Below are 18,606 nucleotides of genomic sequence, written 5' to 3'. Positions count from 1 at the left end.
GAAGAAAATGCAAGAAATGGAAACACGTTATACACACAGTCCAGAAGATATCCGTCATTATTCAACGGAACAATTGAGAAAAGAGTTTTTAGTAGAAAAGGTATTTGAACCAGGAAAAATCAGTTTGACTTATACGCACAACGATCGAATGATCTTTGGTGGCGTGACACCTACTGAAAAAGAATTAGAAATCACATTAGACAAAGAACTAGGTGTTGATTACTTCTTAGAACGTCGTGAACTAGGTGTGATCAATATCGGTGGACCAGGATTCATCGAGATCGATGGGCAAAAAGAAGAAATGAAAAAACAAGACGGCTATTATATCGGAAAAGAAACACGACATGTCGTATTTTCTTCTCAAGATGCTGAAAACCCAGCTAAATTCTATATTAGTTCTGTTCCAGCTAATCATAAATATCCAAATGTAAAAATCAGTATCGACCAAGTAAAACCAATGGAAACTGGTGAAGGTCTGACATTGAATGAACGTAAAATCTATCAATACATCCATCCAAATGTATGCGAAAGCTGTCAATTACAAATGGGTTATACGATTTTAGAACCAGGAAGTGCTTGGAATACGATGCCTTGTCATACACATGAACGTCGTATGGAAGCTTATGTCTACTTTGATTATGCCAATGAAGATACACGTGTGTTCCACATGATGGGCAAACCAGATGAAACAAAACATTTAGTCGTAGACAATGAACAAGCCATTATTTCACCAAGCTGGTCGATCCATTCAGGTGTAGGTACAAGCAATTACTCATTCATCTGGGCAATGTGCGGAGAAAACATCACCTATACAGACATGGATATGGTGCAAATGGATCAATTAAAATAAGCATAAGGGAGAGAAAATGATGGAATTTAATATGGATATGTTTCGTTTAGATGGAAAAGTAGCATTAGTCACCGGTGCTGTCTATGGTATTGGATTTGAGATTGCACGCTCTTTAGCTACAGCAGGAGCAAAAATCGTATTTAATAACTTGAATCAAGAATCAGTTGATGAAGGTATAGCGCATTATAAAGAAGCGGGCATCGATGCAAAAGGTTATGTCTGTGATGTAACCGATGAAGAAGCGGTTCAAGCAATGGTTCAGCAAATCAAAGAAGATGTAGGTTCAGTTGATATTTTAGTCAATAATGCAGGGATCATCAAACGGACACCGATGATCGAAATGGATGCGGCTGACTTCCGTCAAGTAATTGACGTGGATTTAAATGCTCCATTTATCGTTTCAAAAGCAGTTATTCCAGATATGATCGAAAAAGGCGGCGGTAAAATCATCAATATCTGTTCCATGATGAGTGAATTAGGACGCGAAACAGTCAGTGCTTATGCTGCGGCAAAAGGCGGATTAAAAATGCTGACGAAAAACATCGCTTCTGAATACGGTCAATACAATATCCAATGTAATGGAATTGGACCAGGTTATATTGCTACACCGCAAACTGCTCCATTACGCGAAACACAAGAAAACGGAGAACGTCATCCATTCGACCAATTTATCGTTGGACGTACGCCAGCAGCACGTTGGGGCGAGCCAATCGATTTGGCTGGACCATCTGTCTTCTTGGCTTCTAGCGCATCGGATTTCGTTAATGGGCATGTCTTGTATGTAGACGGAGGCATACTTGCCTATATCGGAAAACAACCTTAAACGAGGTTTAGTACACTGTTTAGTGGAGAGGTCATGAAATCAGCAGCTTGAACGAATACCGAAGGACAGCTGATTAAATATCATTTATCCAAAAAAAGGAGTATGACGTAAATCAGTCATACTCCTTTTTCTGTGCGTCTTCCATACTTCACTAAGTCGATCCCTCTTGCTTCACACCAATCCTTCACTGGACCGGAAAAGATGAGAGATTGTTGGTGGAGGGTCGCGGTATTCGTTGCGCCGACCATGGTATAAAGCAGACGAAGTTCCTCTTGCCATTGTTTCATCAGCATAATGGTTTCTTCTACGCCATGATTCATCAGATGAGTCAATACAGTTCCTGAAGTGCCCACTGCCTTTGCGCCTAGACAAAGGGCTTTAAATATATCATAGGCATTGCGGATACCTCCGGAGGCTAGTATCTCTATAGAAGTGTCTGCTTCATTTGCTTCAAGCAATGAGGTGACTGTCGATTGTCCCCAATCAGCTAGATAATTCAGTTCTCGCTTGGAGCGACGGGCGTTTTCAATCTGGGTAAAACTTGTCCCACTTCGACCGCTGATATCAACTGTATGAACCTCTAAAGAAGCTAAATCATTGATCGTTTCTCTTGTCATGCCGAACCCGACTTCTTTTACGATAAGGGGAACGTCAATGGCTGTTTGAATCTCTTGGATAAGTGCTTTCCAGTTAGTAAAATCACGGTCTCCCTCAGGCATGACCAACTCTTGAGGTGCATTCAAATGAATCTGTAAGGCATCTGCGTGAAACAATCGAATAGCTTCTTGGGCTCTTTCGACAGAAGTTCCTGCACCGATGTTGGCAATGATTTTCCCGTGAGGATATTCTTGTCGCATAATTGTATAAGTATCGGCTAAAGAAGGGTCCTTCAAGGCAGCGCTGACTGAACCAGTGGCAATCATCAAATCTGCTTCTCTTGCGACGATTGCAAGGTCTTGATTGATTTTTTTTGTTTTTTCGCTTCCGCCAGTCATCGCATTGATATAAAATGGGCTGCTTAGTGTAAACCCAGCTGCCTGTGTGCTTAGATCGACATCAGCAACTGCTGTTTGCGGCAAAGGGTTATGAATGACCCGTACGAAATCAAATTCATTTTTTTGCTTATCATGAAAGGCTTTAGCTAGTGAAACATGTTCATCTTTTCGATTCATCTGTTTTCCTTTCTTTGATCGCTATAGACATGTAACGGTAGGGGGGTGATCTCTGCTTTTTCCCATGCACTCATTAAAGGAAGGATGCCAGATTTCTGATCAACGATCACGATGCCGCAATCCCCACCACCTGCACCAGAAGACTTTGCAGCCCCTTCATACTGTTCAGCTAAATTACATAATTTATTCAAAGCAGGCGTTTCGATAACAACCCCGGTGATAGCCGATAAATCATGCAGTAATTGTCGGTTTTTTCGAATCATCTGTTGGATCAACGTAACATTATCTTCTTTAAACCCTTTGATCATTTCGTTGACGCATTCTGTACTGTTTTTTAAGAAAAGCTGATAAGCCACCATTTTATCTTCTCTCGAACGGTGAACTTGATCAACCAAATCAGAAGTAGAGGCAGGGCTACCCGTCCAACCAATCAATAAACGTAGATCTTCAGGAGCAATCAATGGCTCAATTGAGAGACCTGGCCAATCCATGGCAAGTAACTGACTGATGGAATGCTGAGTTTCTTGTTCTTGGAGCCAAGGATGGTCGAAGGTCGAGAAGGCGATCCAGCCACCATAACAGCTAGCAGCGATGTCGCCGCAAGAACCATTATCTTGAACTGCTAAATTAGCGAGTGCTGCGATCTTGAAAATCTCTAGCTGAGATAAATTCAATGCGTAAAAAACATTCAAGGCTTTGACCGTTGCAACAGTAACGGCGCCGCTAGAACCTAATCCGTATTTCCGACCATTTGAACTGTCTAGCTCGCTTGTTACTTTCAGATCATAAAAGGATAAAAGAATGTTTTTTTCTTGTGCATACTTTTCAGTCAATCGAATAGCAGCAAGGATATAATGAAAAGGATTTTCCCGAATATCTAAAACTAATTCCCCGTTACGTCTTGTCCAACGTACAGGCATCCCGCTATATTGTGCAGATTGGATACTTCCGACTTTTCGTGCGGACTCTACAGTGACTGTCACGAATTGATCGACTGCAGCGATAACTGCCGGATGACCTGTTTCAACAACTGCATATTCTCCGGCAATATAGAGTTTGCCTGGTGCAGATACTTCAATCATAAAAATCTCCCTTTATTCAATAATCGCAATTCCTGGACCAGCGTGGGCAGTAATTACTTGTTCTTTGCTAAATAATTTGGTAAATGTTTCTTGTACCTCAGATAAATGGCTGTTTTCCACTAAAACTTTGACATTAGGGCCAGCATCCATCGTAAAGTAGCATGGAATGCCTTGCTTTCTCAATTGCCGCACCGCATCCATCGCTTTTAAGCTGTCAGGAGACCAGTAAGTGAAAGGTGGTTGGGCAGCTAAAGTCGTTCCGTGCATTTTTAGTCCGTTTCTTTCCATCGTTTCTCCGAGAAGTTGGAAATCTTTTGTTTTGATTGCTTGTTTCAATTGATATAGATCCCCTTCAACGGAATCTAACCAGCCTTGATAAAAACTGGATGTTTCGACTGTCCGACGCATCCCATTTCTGCTAGACACTTCTTTTTTCTGGTCGTTGATCAAAATGAAAACCATTGCTAGCTCGTCTTCGAAAGAATCAGAAGGGACTGGCTTGGCATAAGAGCTTAAGTCATCATGACCTTTTTCCCATTCGACGAAACCACCAAAAATACTTCGGCAAGCTGAACCAGACCCGCGTCGAGCAAATCTTGAAAGAGAAAGATCGTCTAATCCAAGCTTAAGGGCAGTATTACAAGCTCCTGCTAAAGCAGCTAGCCCGCTAGCAGAGGATGCTAATCCGGCTGCGGTAGGAACGAAATTCTGACTGATTACTGAAGCTTTTAGTGAGATGCCGGCTTCTTTACGAAAAAGGTCAAGAAACTGACTAACTTTTTTTGTTGCTTTTTCGTCTTGCAAGGTGTCATCTAGATAAAATTCATCTGCTATATAGCTATCAGAAAAGATGACTTCTGTTTCGGTATAAAATGCATCCAATGTCAATGAAAGACTGTTGTTCATCGGAAGGATGAGTGCTTCATTTTTCTTACCCCAATATTTGATTAGGGCAATGTTGGTATATGCGCGTGCTTTGCCTTTAAACATAGGTATGTACTCCTAATCCTTGTATCCAAGTTTCAGCCGCACCCGCATCTTCAAGTGCTTGACTGATTTCTTGGGCTTTTGTTTTTGTTTGTGCTAATGCAATCATGCAGCCACCGCGTCCACCGCCAGTTAATTTGGCACCTAATGCGCCGGTATCTTTAGCTGTTTGGATCAGTAAATCAAGGAAATCGTTGCTGATCGTCAGTTTTTCCAGAAGTGATTGTGATTCATCCATTGTTTGAGCTAACATTTCTGGTGAATTTTCAATGATTGCTTGCTTCGCTTGCTTTGTCAAGTATCCTAATTTTTGGATCATTTGTCCAGTTTCATGTGGCTGTATTTCAAACAGATGAGCGACATCTTTGACGGCTTCTCTTGTTTGCCCTTTGATTCCTGTATCAGCGACAATCAAAAAAGCATCGATATTCAAAGAAAAATAATCAAAAGGATGCCCTTTTGTAAAATAAATTGGCTGCAAGCTGCTAGTAGCGGCTGCATCGATCCCACTAGGATTGCCATGTGCGATTTTTTCCGAAAGTTGTACATTCTCTAATAGTATTTCACGAGACAAAGGGAGTGCTAAGTAATCATAAAAAGCACGAGTAACTGCTGTGGCGACCGCAGCACTTGATCCCATTCCACGTTCAGCAGGAATCGTGCTTTCGATGGTTAGTTGCAAGTTTTTATGGATATCATGCTCTTTTTTTAAATGGATGAATAATTTTTTGATATTTTTTAATGTATGAGGAGCTTCGGCTAAATTTCCTGAATAGTAGGAAGAAACCAATTGATCGTCCATTGCATCCAGCTCTTCAAGGAATGCGGTGACTTTTGTTGCATAAAAAGGAAAGGCAATCGCCGGTTCTCCATAAACAACCGCGTGCTCGCCCATCAAGATAATCTTTCCGCTTGATTCTCCTTGGCCATAGTTTGCCATAATCTAACTCCTTCTCACGTAAAAGTGATTTTTAAGCAAAAAATAAAGCGCCCAAAACGAGTTGCGCTGCTTCACGAAATTTTTTGTCCGCTAAGGGTCTCAAAAAACATTCCTTCTTTATTTTACTAAAATCATCCCAGAAGTAAAACTAAGAATACGTTTTCTAAAGGAAAAACCCTTTTTTCTTAAGAATTTTTTGACCTTTTTACTTTTTTGACTAGAAAAAAATACAATTGACACTACTAGATATTGGGGGTATATTTAAAAAGGTTGGAGTTAAACACAATATTTAGTGATGAAGTGAGCTGGAGGTAAATGAGCGTGATCGTTTTAGCAGGTACAATTGGTGCCGGAAAATCAAGTTTGACAGAAATGATGGCTGAACACTTTGATAGTCAGGCATTTTATGAATCAATTGATGATAATGAAGTCTTGCCCTTATTTTATGCAAACCCTGAACAGTATGCTTTTTTGCTGCAAATTTATTTTTTGAATAAACGTTTTGCAAGCATCAAACAAGCAATGAAAGATGACAATAATGTATTGGACCGTTCGATTTATGAAGATTCGCTGCTTTTCCATCTAAATGCAGATCTAGGAAGAGCGACGGAAACGGAAGTTCGTGTGTATGATGAACTGCTGGAAAACATGATGGAAGAACTGCCCTATGCTGCCCATAAAAAACACCCGGATTTATTAGTTCATATTCGTGTATCTTTTGATACGATGCTAGAACGGATCGAGAAACGTGGTCGTTCGTATGAACAATTGTCCTTTGACCCAAGTCTGTACGATTATTACAAAGAATTGAACAGACGGTATGATCAATGGTATGAAGAATACAAAGAAAGTCCAAAAATCCAAATCGATGGAGATCGCTATAATTTTGTGGAAGATCCTCAAGCAAAAGAAGAAGTCTTGAAAATGATCGAAGAAAAATTAGCAGAAATCCGCCAAACTGAATTAGCCATTTGATTTAAAGCTACTCAAAAAAAGGATGCTCCTTTATTTGAGTAGCTTTTTTCTTTATACTAGAAACAAATATCAGGAGGATGGAGTATGCAGGAAAAACACTATTTTAATCAAGAACGTAATTTTTGGATCAATATACAGCAAGATGATGTGCTAGCTGTTAAAAATTTAAAAGAAGAATATGGCATCAGCGATGAGATGCTGACTTATTCTCTAGATAAAAATGAGCGGGCACGCGTAGAGTATGACTCTTTTGATGAAGCGTTACTACTTGTATCAAATGTCCCGCACCAACAAAAAGTCGATAATCATTACGAAACTAGTCCTATCGCTTTTATTTTAAAAGAAGATGGTTTGTTTACATTTACCACGCCGAATACCGAGTATGTGATTCGACTGATTCGATCACTTTTGGAGCGAATGCCAGACATGAGTGTATACAGTTTATTGTTTCGTACATTATTTTTAATTTCTGATTCCTTTTTTCCTTTAATCGAGGAAGTAAATAGCGAACGTCAACGGCTCAACCTAAAGTTAAGGGAAAAAACAACAAACAAGAATCTACTGCAACTTTCAGATTTAGAGATCGGTTTGGTTTACTTAGTTACAGGAACAAAACAAAATGTAGTACTTTTGGAACAAATCAAGGCATTAGCCATTTATCGCAAGTTGTCAGAAAAGGAAAAGGAAGAGTTGGACGATGCACTGATCGAAGCACGACAAGCAGTTGAAATGACGAACTTAGCTTCGCAGATTTTAGATCAGCTTTCTGGCACTTATAATAATTTACTGAATAACAATTTAAATGACACGATGAAGTTTTTGACTGTCTGGTCGCTGATCTTGACTGTACCGACTATTGTGACAGGATTTTTCGGGATGAATCTTAAGCTACCATTTACCCATTCCGTTTTCGGATGGGGAATCGCCTTGATCATCAGTCTGGTTTTATCTGTTTGGATGCTCATTGCACTATGGCGGCGGATTCGCTGATCTAGTCTTTGATCTGCAAACCAAGGGCTTGAGCAATCACAAGTGCTTGCTCCTGATTGACGATCAGTCCTGCTAAATAATCTTGAGATAAAGCAATGGCAGTGAAGAAATTAGTCGTAAAGTCTAATCCCTTCAGAGAAGTTCGGAACCAATTCGAACCAGTTAACTGATTGTCAGACAAAAAAAGATTTTTCCAAGTGACCTCATAAAATTCGCTGTCTTCTAACTGGCAATGATCGAAGGATACGGCTTTCAAGTTTGTGCTGCTAAAGGAAGCCATCGAAGCAATGCAGTCAGTGAAAGTGCAGTCTCTAAGATAACTTTCGGCAAAATTCGTACCTGTTAATTTACATTGATGAAACACGACTTGGTGGAAACTGCCACCAATCCACTCCAGATTGGACAAATCACACTTTTCAAAAATGACATTACTGCATTCAAAATGACGTAAAGCTGTTTTTTGCATGGTCAGTTTTTGGACATGACTCTCTCTTAATACCATATTTTTGGCATCAAGATAGCTTTGATCACCTCCAGTGATCAGAAGACCAGAGAGGATTTCTTCATCTTCTAAATAAAAATCTCCTTTTGTCAGAGGAGGAAGAGAAGGTAGGATAGGTTCGATTTTTTTCATGTGAATTCACCTCGTTTTTCTTTAGTATAGCAAAGAAGTGGGAGTCACTGCTGGAAAGTCTGCTAGACCAATCATTTTCAGAAAAGGAAGAAAAACTGTATGAAAAACATTGACAGAAGGATTGGTTTTTGCTATACTATGATGGTTGAGAAATAAAAGCAGAAGCACCCGCTTCTCGCCTTAGTTGATAATGTCACTGGGCTAGATAGTTTTCACTGGTTCTATTAGGTGAAGTACGCGCGGGTTCTGTAAGAGAACTCGTTTTTTTATTGCCGTTTATTCGGTAAGCTTTTCTTTCTCTCATAATATTTGGAGGTGAATGACCATAGCAAAGGATATGATGGTTAACGACGGCATTCGTGCACGAGAGTTACGATTGATCGGTTCAGATGGTGAGCAATTAGGAGTTAAGACAAAAGCAGAAGCATTGAATATTGCAGAACAAGCAAACTTGGATCTTGTGTTAGTTGCCCCTGGTGCGAAACCACCAGTTGCGCGAATCATGGACTACGGTAAATACCGTTTCGAACAACAAAAGAAAGACCGCGAAGCGCGTAAAAAACAAAAGGTGATCAATGTAAAAGAAGTTCGCTTAAGTCCTACGATCGACTTGAATGACTTCAATACAAAACTTCGTAATGCACGTAAGTTCTTGGAAAAGGGCGATAAAGTGAAAGCTTCTATCCGTTTCAAAGGCCGTGCCATTACCCATAAAGAAATTGGTCAAAAAGTCTTGAATCGCTTAGCTGAAGAAACTGCTGATATTGCAACAGTGGAACAAAAAGCGAAAATGGACGGACGCAGCATGTTCTTGACGCTGGCACCGAAAAACGACAGTAAGTAATTTGAATGACTAACTGGCTGTTGGACAGCCGATAGTCGGATAACGAAAGATTTTGAGGAGGAAATATAGTCATGCCAAAACAAAAAACACACCGCGGATCAGCAAAACGTTTCAAACGTACTGGTAAAGGCGGATTGAAACGCTTCCGCGCGTTTACAAGTCACCGTTTCCACGGCAAAACAAAAAAACAACGCCGTCAATTGCGTAAAGCAAGCATGGTTTCTAGTGGCGACTTCAAGCGTATTCGCCAACAACTAGCAAAAATGAAATAAGAAGTACAAATAACAGAATCTGAAGATTTATTTTTATTAGGAGGAATTATACATGGCACGTGTTAAAGGTGGAACAGTAACTCGTAAACGTCGTAAAAGAGTGCTAAAATTAGCAAAAGGTTACTACGGTTCAAAACACACTTTATTTAAAACAGCAAAAGAACAAGTAATGAATTCATACAACTACGCATATCGCGATCGTCGTCAAAAGAAACGCGACTTCCGTAAATTGTGGATTGCTCGTATCAACGCAGCAGCTCGTATGAATGGCTTGAGCTACTCAAAATTAATGCACGGTTTGAAAGTTGCTGAAATCGACATCAACCGCAAAATGTTAGCTGACTTGGCTGTAAACGATGCAGCAGCATTTACTGCATTGGCTGACCAAGCAAAAGACGCTTTGGCTAAATAAGCTAAACAATTATAAAGAGGAAAGAAGATAACGAAAAGTTATGTTCTTTCCTCTTTTTTTGTTTCCAATTCTTCACCATATAAAACGGGCTAACAACGTATAAGTCTAAAATAGCATAATTAAGGTTTTTTAATTGAAATCCGAACATTTATGGTCATCCTCTAATGAAAGCGCTAACTACATAAGTTAGAATGAACTTGACTGATATATTAGTTTGCTTATCAGAAAAATAAAATGGACGGAGGAATAACATGAGTGATATTATTATTGGTATTTTGTTAGTTATCTCATTCTTTTTCATGGTCTGGTACTGTGTAAAGGGCTACAACTTGATGGTCGGTTTTGCCATCATGGCGACTGTATGGATGGGATTAGCACTAGTCGGAAACACGTTTTCGCCGAACCCGGCGATGGAAGGGCAAGGAGTAATTGATGTATTGACGCATATCTATACGACTGGACCTGCTGAGTACGCCAAATCGATCTTGGTAAATGTCTTCTTTGGTGCCTTTTTCGGGCGTGTTCTAGTAGATAGCGGAATCGCAGCCACATTGATTCGTAAAGTAGTCGAACTTGGAGGGGACAAACCAAGAATCACGATGAGTTTGCTGTGTGTTGTAACCGCTATTATATTCATGTCGATGACAGGAATTGGACCAGTGATTTCTATCGCAGTCATTGTTTTACCGATCTTGATGTCTTTAGGAATCTCAGTACCGGTTGCGTTGTTCTCGTTTATGGGCTCGATCATGGCTGGGATCTTTGCTAATATCGTCAACTTCAAACAGTATCAAACGATTTACGCTGGTTTCAACCCAGCCGCTGAAAGTTATACGTATAATGACTATTTCCAAATCGGTATGATTGGGATGGTTGTAAGTTTAGTTGTTGTACTAACGGTGGCTAATATATCAATGAATAAAAAGAAACGCTATGCAATGGCAGCAAATGTACCGGCTGAAGGCGGCGACGCACCAATGATCTCATGGTTAGCCGTATTATTACCAGTTTTAGGGGTCGTTTTGTTAGATCTTCCAATCATCTTAGGTTTTATTCTAGCAGGTATTTGGGCATTGCTGTTTACTGGAAAATTGCGCGGAGGTTATAAAGAAATCTGTCGTCAATTTGCAAAACTATTTACAGATGGCGCAGTCGATGTCGCACCAATGGTTGGTTTCTTGATGACCTTAGCGATGTTCAATAACTCAGCTGCGTACGCTTCTCCTTATTTTTCAGCTATTTTCGGAGATTTGATACCGCAATCACCATTAGTCTTGGCAATCGTATTTGCTATATTGACACCACTAGGATTTTTCCGCGGTCCAATGAATCTAGTCGGTTCAGGATCAGCTATTTTAGCTGTTGTATTAGCTGTGAACCCAACAATGTCGCCAGCCTTTTTGTTCCCATTGTTTGCAATCACAACGATTGCCCCTCAGCATTTAGATATTACACAATCTTGGGTCGCTTGGGGATTAGGGTATACAAAAGTAACGTCTCGAGAATACATGAAGAAATCCATCCCAACTGGTTGGATCATCGGTGTGATCTTATGTTTGATTACATTCTTCTTGTACGGGAATGCCTAGTAAACAAAACGTCGATAGAAATGATTAGATGAATGGAGGAAAAGAAAATGAAACGTTTTGTGCGAATGGGAATTGATGTCGGTGGTACGCATACGAAAGCAGTGGCAATCGATAATGCGACACATGAAATCATCGGAAAGTCTTCAGTGAAAACGACCCACGATGATGTTCGTGGGGTAGCTGCAGGAGTCGTTCAATCTTTTCAAAATTGTTTGCGGGAAAATAATATTAGTCCAGAAGACGTTGTTTTTGTTGCACATTCTACTACGCAAGCGACGAATGCGCTGATTGAAGGGGACGTAGCAAAAGTCGGTGTAATCGGAATGGCAAAAGGTGGATTAGAAGGTTTTTTAGCAAAACGACAAACTAGATTGAACGATATCGATTTAGGGAATAAGAAAAAAATAGAGATCGTCAATGCATTCTTACCTGTCAAACACTTAAATGTAGACCGTGTTTCAGAAACGATTTCTTCTCTAGAAAGAGAAAGAGCGGAAGTCTTGGTTTCTTCTATGGCATTTGGAGTAGATAATGGGGAACCAGAACGGGTCGTTTATGAAGCAGCATCGGTAAAATCGATCCCTACAACGATGGCTTCTGACATCACAAAATTATATGGATTGACAAGAAGAACTCGGACAGCAGCAATCAATGCGTCTATTTTACCAAAAATGTTAGATACGGCAACATCGACAGAAGACTCTGTACGAGAAGCAGGGGTCAATGTCTCTTTGATGATCATGCGCGGAGACGGCGGAGTAATGGAAATCAATGAAATGAAAAAACGACCTGTTTTAACCATGCTTTCCGGTCCAGCAGCATCAGTCATGGGCTCTTTGATGTACTTGAGAGCGTCTAATGGTGTTTATTTTGAAGTAGGCGGAACGACAACCAATATCGGGGTCATTAAAAATGGACGTCCAGCAATCGATTATTCAATCGTAGGTGGCCACCCAACATATATCTCTTCATTAGATGTTCGGGTTCTAGGTGTGGCAGGCGGTTCGATGGTACGGGCTAATCAGTCAGGAATCATCGATGTCGGTCCACGTTCTGCACATATTGCCGGTTTAGATTATGCAGTATTTACGGAGACAGAAAAAATCAAAGGTCCTAAGGTTGAATTTTTCTCTCCTAAAGAAGGAGACCCTGCTGATTACGTCAAGGTAGTGATGGAAGACGGAGAAGAAGTGACTATTACAAATACATGTGCAGCCAATGTCCTTGGATTAGTGCAAGAAGAACATTTTTCTTATGGAAATGTCCCATCTGCACGAAAAGCCATACAGGCATTAGCAGACTATTGTCATACGACGGTTGAAGACATCGCAGAGCAGATCATGGAAAAATCCTATGCTAAGATTGAACCAGTAATTTTAGAATTGGCAGACAAGTATCACTTGGAGAAAGATCAGATTTCTCTTGTAGGTGTAGGGGGCGGCGCTGCCTCTTTGATTACTTACTTCAGCAATAAAATGGGTGTGAAATATTCCATCCCTGAAAATGCTGAAGTGATCTCTTCTATTGGTGTAGCACTTGCAATGGTCCGAGATGTTGTAGAACGTATCATTCCTTCACCAAGTAAAGAAGATATCCGATCATTGAAAAATGAAGCGATGAATAAGGCGATTGAATCAGGTGCTACACCAGAATCGATCGAAGTCCACGTAGAAATCGATCCACAGACTTCAAAAGTAACGGCTATCGCTACTGGTTCTACGGAAGTGAAAGCAACCGATCTAACCAAGGAGATCACAACAGAAGAAGCACTAGAGCTTGCTGCAGAGGATATGCGATTAAATAAAAATGAAGTTTGCTTATTGGAAAATACACCTTTCTTTTATGTATGCGGCGAACAGAATCGTTCAAAAAATGCTGGAAGTCTTCGGATCATCGACCAAAAAGGATTTATCAAGGTCCAACGTGGACATGCTTCTTGTCTGAAAACAACTGCAGCTAATTATATGGCAGCAGTCGAACAACTTTGGGAAGATATGGCAGTTTATCAAACGGAGTTGATCGCCCGACCAGAATTTTATCTCTGTTTAGGAGCAAGAGTCTCTGATTTTACAGCGACGGATCTGGAACAACTACAGCTTTTGATGGATTTGGAAGTATCTACTATGGAACCAGAGGAAGAAGTGATCGTCGTTGCCGGAAACATCAAACAAACATAAGTTAGAAGAGTTACTAAACGAATTACAACAGATCCCCGAAGAAATTTGGGGATTCTACCAGTTTCGGAGAGATTTGTTTTGGAAAAAAATCCCTTTGTCCAAGCAGAAAATCCTCATACAACAATCAATTGATTGTGGTATCGAAACGGCATGTAGCATCAAAAAAAAGTACCCTTTTGCCGATGTAGGAGAAATTTGTGAACAAATGGCTGTTCCAATCGTTTCCTGTGAATCAGAGCAAATAAACGAACGAATCACTTTTGCAACTTATGCAGAAGATGAAGGGATCCGATTGATGACGGAGCCGTTAGAAAAATTAAAATGTTCAGGACTTACTTCGATCTCTAAAGAAACAGCGCAAGCTTTGATTATTGGACATGAACTATTTCACCACATCGAAGCTTCTGTTAAGGAATTTTATACGCAAAACGAAAAAATTGTGCTATGGCGGCTGCCTTTTTATACACACCAATCAAACATTCGTGCATTGAGCGAGATAGCAGCGATGAGTTTTTCAAAAGAGATGAATCAAAGCCGTTTTTCGCCTTATGTATTAGAGGCAGTCTTGCTTTGGCCATATAATGAAACGCGTAGCCAAGGGATTTTAGAAGAAATAAAAGAAATAGAAAAAAGATGTGCGGAGTATGATTTTGCTCACAAATAAAGAGGTTGTGACAGAAGTGGTCAGCTTCAAGAAATAAGAAGGAATTTACGAAAATTGCTTCTTAAATTTTTGTGACATTTTGGCTTATTTTTCGAAGAAGCTACTTCTGGAACACCGTGAATCAGAGGTTGTGAAAAAGCTGCCCTGCATCAAGTAATAAGAACAGCCAAACAAAAATAGTTCCTCATATTTTGCCGTTTTTTGAGCTAATATCGAGGAGTTGGCAGGAGAACACAGAAAGGGACTGTGACACGATTTTTGTCACAGTCCCTTTATTTGATGGGTCTTTCCTGAATATCCTCAAAATAATCGGGGTAATTATGAATTACGTATTCTTGCTCTTCGATAATCATATGTAAATGCATCGTACAAAGAAACCCGACTTCATCAAAATTATGATCAATCATTGATTGAAGCATTGTCTGATGTTCATCTAATACTCGACCCCAATCTAATTCTGAAATCGTCAGACGCAACCATCTAAAACGGTTCAAGTGCGTACTATAACTTTCCAGCCAGTCCCAAATCTCTCGTTTTCCAGCAATTTCATAACAAGTTCGGTGGAAATCAGTATCCAAATCAAAAAAAGCTTTTTTATTTTGAGCGATCACTGCCTGATCGGTTTGTTCTAATATTTTTTCTAGTTTAGCTTGATCTTGCGCTGTCATTTTCGCACTACATTCTTGCAGGATCGGTTTTTCCAGCTTTTCCCGCGTATAACGGGCTAATGAAGCAGATCGGATATCGATTTTTGAAACATAGGTGCCGGACTGTGGAATGGTTTTTACAAGTTCCTGATTACGAAGCTGGATCAGTGCTTCCCGAATCGGTGTGCGTCCGATAGCTAGTTGTTCTTCTAACACTTTATCGGAGATTTTACTTCCAGGTGCTAACTCGGAATAAATGATCTGTTTACGGATAGATTCATAAGCTTGCTGCTGCAAATTATTGATAACCATTAAAACTTCCTTTCTGTGTAGGTATAATCTATTATAACGTAAATCGCTTACAAAACGTGTGGATGCAAAGACGTATTCTTGAAAAAAAGCCCTGATAGGCATGCCTATTAGAGCCTCGAAAAGAAAATACTGAATCAATCTGGTCGTACCTCTTGGATCGGTTTGACACGACCGCCGATTCTTTTAGCAAAAGCTTCGGATTCTTTTTTGTCTTTGAAAATGAGCAGATTGTCTAAGTTTTTTTCCCGAGTGCGGCAACCAGTTTTATCGATGTAACCGTGCATTACTTTAACGACATACATGGGGATCACCTGCTTTTTTCTTTTCATTATACGAACTACTCGACACAATACAAGAAAAATGCTTAGACGGTTTTTTATTAAGAAATAGCATTATCCAGAGAAGCGTACGCTTGGAATAACTGATCTAGCTCCGGATTGACTTTGCTCAGCTTCACTAATCGTTGCGAATCAGAAAGTAAGAAACAGTGTTTACTGCTACCAATAGTTTTTAATTTTTTGTCTTCAGTTCCCACAATTTCGTAGCTAAAATCCAAACGTGTCCCCGTATATTTTTGGATAGTTGGATGGATGCTCACTTTTTCTCCGTAATGGATCATTTCTTTATAGCTGCAATTTACTTCCAGAACGGGGATAATGATCCCAGATTCTTCGATTTTTTTATAGGGAAACCCTAGATGTACCAATAAGGCTACCCGAGCCTCTTCAAACCAGCGGATATAATTGCTATGATGAATAATTCCCATTTGATCTGTTTCATAATAAAAAGGTTCTCGTACATAACCTGTAAATTTCTCCATGATTCATGCCTCGTTTTCCATTGATTTTTTACAAAAATAATTCATCCACTTCGGAAGTGCTTCGCTGATCTGTGTCGGCAAAACGACATATTGTTCTTTTGCTAGCTGGTCTCCGATGAAACTATGAAGATAAACAGCTGCCGCAATCGTTTGGTCATTTTGAGGGAATTGGGCGAAGAATCCTGTGATCATTCCTGCTAAAGTGTCCCCCATGCCGCCTGTTGCCATAGCAGCTGAACCTAAAGGATTGGTGTAGAAGTGTTGGTGACCATAAATTTTTGTCTCATGACTTTTCAAAACGACCGCAGCACCGATTTCCTGTTGCTTCTTTTTGTTTTCTTCATCTCGCTGTTCTTGTATCGGTAGAGCACTCAACCGTTGCCACTCCATTTGATGAGGTGTAAGTACTGTTTGTTCGGGATAGGGTAGCGAAAGATGGTTAGCAGCCAGTAAACTTAAAGCAGAGCCATCAATCACCAGCCATTGTTCTTTTGATTGGTTTTCTAGTACTTGTTTGAAACGTTCCAAACTCTTGGAAGAAGTGCCCAATCCGGGACCAATCAAGAGTACATCTGCTTGCTTTATCACGGAAAGAAACTGGTTAGTATCCGTCCAATCTACGATCATTGCTTCTGGCAGATGACTGTGAAGGGCACTCCGATTTTTTTCATCCGTTACTACTGTCGTGAGACCTGCTCCACTGTGTACGGCAGCTAAAGCACTCATGATGATTGCCCCGCCGTATTGTTCATTGCCGCCAATCAAAACGACACGTCCAAATGTTCCTTTATGTGAAATTTTTGGACGAAGTGTGATGACTCTTTTCACTAGTTGTTCGTCTATCAGCATCAAAAAACCTCCTTTTACTCATTATAGCGTATATTTTTTTTAGAGAAAAACAGATAAGAAAAGGAATTGTCAGATTTTTTGAACTATTTTTTTCTGTAATTTGTGGTATCATGAACACGAAGACTTAAATAAGTGGAGGATTAACTTTATGACAATTGATTGGCAAAAAGAAGTAGAAGCACGTAAAGAAGACTTGCTTGAAGACTTAAAAAATCTTTTACGTGTCAACAGCGAGCGAGACGACTCAAAAGTAACGCCAGATGCACCATTTGGACCTGGTCCTCGCGACGCATTGAAACATATGTTAGCTTATGGTGAACGTGATGGATTTAAAGTAAAAAATGTCGATAACTATGCAGGGCATATTGATCTTGGCGAAGGAGACGAAACACTAGGGATATTTGGACACATGGATGTCGTTCCTGCAGGAGATGGCTGGGACACAGATCCTTATGAACCAGTAATCAAGGATGGAAAGATCTTTGCACGTGGATCAAGTGATGACAAAGGCCCAAGTATGGCAGCTTACTATGCGATGAAAATCATTAAAGAACTTGACTTGAAACTATCGAAAAAAGTGCGTTTCGTAGTCGGTAGTGATGAAGAAAGCGGCTGGGGCGATATGGCTTATTATTTCGAACATGAAGAAGAACCAGATTTTGGTTTCTCGCCAGATGCTGAATTTCCGATTATCAATGGTGAAAAAGGAAATGTTTCTTTAGCTTTACGATTCAAAGGCGACAATGCAGGAGATTACGTATTGAAATCTTTTGTTTCCGGACTTCGCGAAAACATGGTGCCAGGAACAGCAACTGCAGCACTTCAAGTACCAAGTGCAGATGCAGCTATCGCGATGGAAGAAGCATTTTACCAATTCATCGAAGCAAATCCAGTAAGCGGAACGATTGAAGCAGACAATACGTATGTAAAAATCGAATTAGTTGGTAAAGGTGCACATGGTGCAAGCCCACAATCAGGTATCAATGCAGGTTCTTTCTTGGCATTGTTCTTAGATAACTATGAATTCTTAGGATCTGCTAAACAATTTATCCATGTAGCAGCAGCTTATGTCCATGAAGATTTCTATGGAGAAAAACTAGGTGTCGCTTATGAAGATGAAAAAATGGGCAAATTGACAATGAATGCTGGACTATTTGCTTTTGAAGAAAATGGTACAGAAGAAGCGAACTTCATCAATATGAATTTCCGTTTTCCAAAAGGTGTAACAGTAGACGGATTGCAAAGTGACATCGAACAAACAGTGAGCCAAGAAGGCGCAACAGTTACTCGAGGTGCTCGCGTAATGGAACCACATTACGTACCGATGGATGATCCATTGGTGGCTACATTATTGCAAGTCTATGAAGACCACACTGGAGAAAAAGGCTACGAACAAATCATCGGTGGCGGAACTTACGGACGTTTGTTGAAACGTGGCGTTGCTTATGGAGCGATGTTCCCAGGATATACTGATACAATGCACCAAGCAAACGAATTTATGAGTCTTGATGACTTGTTCAGAGCAACAGCAATCTATGCAGATGCTATCTATCGTTTGGCGAAATAA

Annotated in this window: 20 protein-coding genes and 1 other annotated feature; of the genes, 11 read left to right on the top strand and 9 right to left on the bottom strand. The window is 40.2% G+C overall.

The genetic code is table 11. The features are described from left to right. The first annotated feature begins 7 nt into the window (after positions 1 to 7). Together kduI and A5816_RS09775 are read left to right on the top strand one after the other, a co-directional pair. On the top strand, positions 8 to 850 hold the full coding sequence (gene kduI / locus A5816_RS09780) for a 5-dehydro-4-deoxy-D-glucuronate isomerase (RefSeq protein WP_086311247.1): 843 nt from the start codon (positions 8 to 10) through the stop codon (positions 848 to 850). A gap of 19 nt (positions 851 to 869) precedes the next feature. Next, complete coding sequence (locus A5816_RS09775; RefSeq protein WP_002320630.1) at positions 870 to 1,673, top strand: gluconate 5-dehydrogenase; 804 nt, start codon at positions 870 to 872, stop codon at positions 1,671 to 1,673. Positions 1,674 to 1,789: 116 nt separating this feature from the next. Here A5816_RS09775 and fni read toward each other — a convergent pair whose 3' ends face one another. From fni to mvk, 4 genes are read right to left on the bottom strand one after another with little or no spacing between them, the layout of a single operon-like run. Then, complete coding sequence (gene fni / locus A5816_RS09770; RefSeq protein WP_086311246.1) at positions 1,790 to 2,845, bottom strand: type 2 isopentenyl-diphosphate Delta-isomerase; 1,056 nt, start codon at positions 2,843 to 2,845, stop codon at positions 1,790 to 1,792. Beyond that, entirely contained in the window at positions 2,842 to 3,927 is a 1,086-nt protein-coding gene (locus A5816_RS09765; RefSeq protein WP_002309723.1) for a phosphomevalonate kinase, read from the bottom strand. Before A5816_RS09765 ends, fni begins: the two co-directional genes overlap by 4 nt. A 12-nt stretch (positions 3,928 to 3,939) precedes the next feature. Further along, positions 3,940 to 4,917, bottom strand: coding sequence for a diphosphomevalonate decarboxylase (mvaD, locus tag A5816_RS09760; protein ID WP_010731799.1), 978 nt, complete (start codon positions 4,915 to 4,917; stop codon positions 3,940 to 3,942). Further along, positions 4,910 to 5,854 carry a mevalonate kinase gene (gene mvk, locus A5816_RS09755; protein ID WP_010731800.1) on the bottom strand — a complete coding sequence of 315 codons (945 nt, stop codon included), beginning with the start codon at positions 5,852 to 5,854 and terminating at the stop codon, positions 4,910 to 4,912. Before mvk ends, mvaD begins: the two co-directional genes overlap by 8 nt. A gap of 315 nt (positions 5,855 to 6,169) precedes the next feature. Here mvk and A5816_RS09750 point away from each other — a divergent pair, with 315 nt between their 5' ends. Both A5816_RS09750 and A5816_RS09745 read left to right on the top strand, forming a co-directional pair. Then, positions 6,170 to 6,829 carry a deoxynucleoside kinase gene (locus A5816_RS09750; protein ID WP_002293362.1) on the top strand — a complete coding sequence of 220 codons (660 nt, stop codon included), beginning with the start codon at positions 6,170 to 6,172 and terminating at the stop codon, positions 6,827 to 6,829. Between the two features lie 84 nt (positions 6,830 to 6,913). Then, positions 6,914 to 7,819, top strand: a complete 906-nt coding sequence (locus A5816_RS09745; RefSeq protein ID WP_086311245.1) for a magnesium transporter CorA family protein — start codon at positions 6,914 to 6,916, stop codon at positions 7,817 to 7,819. A 1-nt stretch (position 7,820) separates the two neighbouring features. Here the strand turns inward: A5816_RS09745 and A5816_RS09740 are convergent, their stop codons facing one another. Then, a complete protein-coding gene (locus A5816_RS09740) occupies positions 7,821 to 8,453 on the bottom strand; it encodes a pentapeptide repeat-containing protein (protein WP_086311244.1) in 633 nt (210 codons plus the stop codon). Between the two features lie 150 nt (positions 8,454 to 8,603). After that, positions 8,604 to 8,729: a sequence feature (ribosomal protein L20 leader region), on the top strand. A gap of 43 nt (positions 8,730 to 8,772) precedes the next feature. Between A5816_RS09740 and infC the strand changes: the two genes are divergently transcribed. From infC to A5816_RS09710, 6 genes are all read left to right on the top strand, one after another. Then, on the top strand, positions 8,773 to 9,297 hold the full coding sequence (infC, locus tag A5816_RS09735) for a translation initiation factor IF-3 (protein ID WP_002293357.1): 525 nt from the start codon (positions 8,773 to 8,775) through the stop codon (positions 9,295 to 9,297). Positions 9,298 to 9,368: 71 nt separating this feature from the next. Further along, on the top strand, positions 9,369 to 9,569 hold the full coding sequence (rpmI, locus tag A5816_RS09730) for a 50S ribosomal protein L35 (RefSeq protein WP_002289309.1): 201 nt from the start codon (positions 9,369 to 9,371) through the stop codon (positions 9,567 to 9,569). Positions 9,570 to 9,621: 52 nt separating this feature from the next. Then, positions 9,622 to 9,981 carry a 50S ribosomal protein L20 gene (gene rplT / locus A5816_RS09725; RefSeq protein WP_002293355.1) on the top strand — a complete coding sequence of 120 codons (360 nt, stop codon included), beginning with the start codon at positions 9,622 to 9,624 and terminating at the stop codon, positions 9,979 to 9,981. Between the two features lie 251 nt (positions 9,982 to 10,232). Then, complete coding sequence (locus tag A5816_RS09720) at positions 10,233 to 11,570, top strand: citrate transporter (protein WP_086311243.1); 1,338 nt, start codon at positions 10,233 to 10,235, stop codon at positions 11,568 to 11,570. Positions 11,571 to 11,617: 47 nt separating this feature from the next. Continuing rightward, positions 11,618 to 13,747: a hydantoinase/oxoprolinase family protein gene (locus tag A5816_RS09715; protein WP_002293351.1), complete on the top strand. Its 2,130-nt coding sequence runs from the start codon at positions 11,618 to 11,620 to the stop codon at positions 13,745 to 13,747. Beyond that, complete coding sequence (locus A5816_RS09710) at positions 13,722 to 14,411, top strand: hypothetical protein (RefSeq protein WP_086311242.1); 690 nt, start codon at positions 13,722 to 13,724, stop codon at positions 14,409 to 14,411. Before A5816_RS09715 ends, A5816_RS09710 begins: the two co-directional genes overlap by 26 nt. Before the next feature lie 272 nt (positions 14,412 to 14,683). Here the strand turns inward: A5816_RS09710 and A5816_RS09705 are convergent, their stop codons facing one another. From A5816_RS09705 to A5816_RS09695, 4 genes are all read right to left on the bottom strand, one after another. Then, positions 14,684 to 15,370 carry a GntR family transcriptional regulator gene (locus A5816_RS09705; protein WP_002292621.1) on the bottom strand — a complete coding sequence of 229 codons (687 nt, stop codon included), beginning with the start codon at positions 15,368 to 15,370 and terminating at the stop codon, positions 14,684 to 14,686. A 134-nt stretch (positions 15,371 to 15,504) separates the two neighbouring features. Continuing rightward, complete coding sequence (locus A5816_RS16070; protein WP_002315615.1) at positions 15,505 to 15,699, bottom strand: hypothetical protein; 195 nt, start codon at positions 15,697 to 15,699, stop codon at positions 15,505 to 15,507. Positions 15,700 to 15,749: 50 nt separating this feature from the next. Next, positions 15,750 to 16,190: a thioesterase family protein gene (locus A5816_RS09700; RefSeq protein ID WP_002292625.1), complete on the bottom strand. Its 441-nt coding sequence runs from the start codon at positions 16,188 to 16,190 to the stop codon at positions 15,750 to 15,752. A 3-nt stretch (positions 16,191 to 16,193) separates the two neighbouring features. Continuing rightward, entirely contained in the window at positions 16,194 to 17,039 is an 846-nt protein-coding gene (locus tag A5816_RS09695; RefSeq protein ID WP_086311241.1) for an NAD(P)H-hydrate dehydratase, read from the bottom strand. A 148-nt stretch (positions 17,040 to 17,187) separates the two neighbouring features. On the opposite strand from A5816_RS09695, the gene pepV reads away from it, so the two are divergent. Continuing rightward, the gene (gene pepV, locus A5816_RS09690) at positions 17,188 to 18,606 is read left to right on the top strand and encodes a dipeptidase PepV (protein ID WP_002374314.1); all 1,419 of its coding nucleotides are present in this window, start codon (positions 17,188 to 17,190) and stop codon (positions 18,604 to 18,606) included.

Origin of the sequence: Enterococcus sp. 3G1_DIV0629 (assembly GCF_002141285.1) — a bacterium.
GTDB classification, from domain to species: domain Bacteria; phylum Bacillota; class Bacilli; order Lactobacillales; family Enterococcaceae; genus Enterococcus_B; species Enterococcus_B lactis.
This window is presented reverse-complemented; position numbering and strand designations above follow the sequence as displayed.

Bases quoted from the DNA above. Each gene is read 5' to 3' on its own strand.
- kduI (WP_086311247.1), top strand. From the start codon at position 8: ATGCAAGAAATGGAAACACGTTATACACACAGTCCAGAAGATATCCGT.
- A5816_RS09775 (WP_002320630.1), top strand. From the start codon at position 870: ATGGAATTTAATATGGATATGTTTCGTTTAGATGGAAAAGTAGCATTA.
- fni (WP_086311246.1), bottom strand. From the start codon at position 2,845: ATGAATCGAAAAGATGAACATGTTTCACTAGCTAAAGCCTTTCATGAT.
- A5816_RS09765 (WP_002309723.1), bottom strand. From the start codon at position 3,927: ATGATTGAAGTATCTGCACCAGGCAAACTCTATATTGCCGGAGAATAT.
- mvaD (WP_010731799.1), bottom strand. From the start codon at position 4,917: ATGTTTAAAGGCAAAGCACGCGCATATACCAACATTGCCCTAATCAAA.
- mvk (WP_010731800.1), bottom strand. From the start codon at position 5,854: ATGGCAAACTATGGCCAAGGAGAATCAAGCGGAAAGATTATCTTGATG.
- A5816_RS09750 (WP_002293362.1), top strand. From the start codon at position 6,170: ATGAGCGTGATCGTTTTAGCAGGTACAATTGGTGCCGGAAAATCAAGT.
- A5816_RS09745 (WP_086311245.1), top strand. From the start codon at position 6,914: ATGCAGGAAAAACACTATTTTAATCAAGAACGTAATTTTTGGATCAAT.
- A5816_RS09740 (WP_086311244.1), bottom strand. From the start codon at position 8,453: ATGAAAAAAATCGAACCTATCCTACCTTCTCTTCCTCCTCTGACAAAA.
- infC (WP_002293357.1), top strand. From the start codon at position 8,773: ATGACCATAGCAAAGGATATGATGGTTAACGACGGCATTCGTGCACGA.
- rpmI (WP_002289309.1), top strand. From the start codon at position 9,369: ATGCCAAAACAAAAAACACACCGCGGATCAGCAAAACGTTTCAAACGT.
- rplT (WP_002293355.1), top strand. From the start codon at position 9,622: ATGGCACGTGTTAAAGGTGGAACAGTAACTCGTAAACGTCGTAAAAGA.
- A5816_RS09720 (WP_086311243.1), top strand. From the start codon at position 10,233: ATGAGTGATATTATTATTGGTATTTTGTTAGTTATCTCATTCTTTTTC.
- A5816_RS09715 (WP_002293351.1), top strand. From the start codon at position 11,618: ATGAAACGTTTTGTGCGAATGGGAATTGATGTCGGTGGTACGCATACG.
- A5816_RS09705 (WP_002292621.1), bottom strand. From the start codon at position 15,370: ATGGTTATCAATAATTTGCAGCAGCAAGCTTATGAATCTATCCGTAAA.
- A5816_RS16070 (WP_002315615.1), bottom strand. From the start codon at position 15,699: ATGAAAAGAAAAAAGCAGGTGATCCCCATGTATGTCGTTAAAGTAATG.
- A5816_RS09700 (WP_002292625.1), bottom strand. From the start codon at position 16,190: ATGGAGAAATTTACAGGTTATGTACGAGAACCTTTTTATTATGAAACA.
- A5816_RS09695 (WP_086311241.1), bottom strand. From the start codon at position 17,039: ATGCTGATAGACGAACAACTAGTGAAAAGAGTCATCACACTTCGTCCA.
- pepV (WP_002374314.1), top strand. From the start codon at position 17,188: ATGACAATTGATTGGCAAAAAGAAGTAGAAGCACGTAAAGAAGACTTG.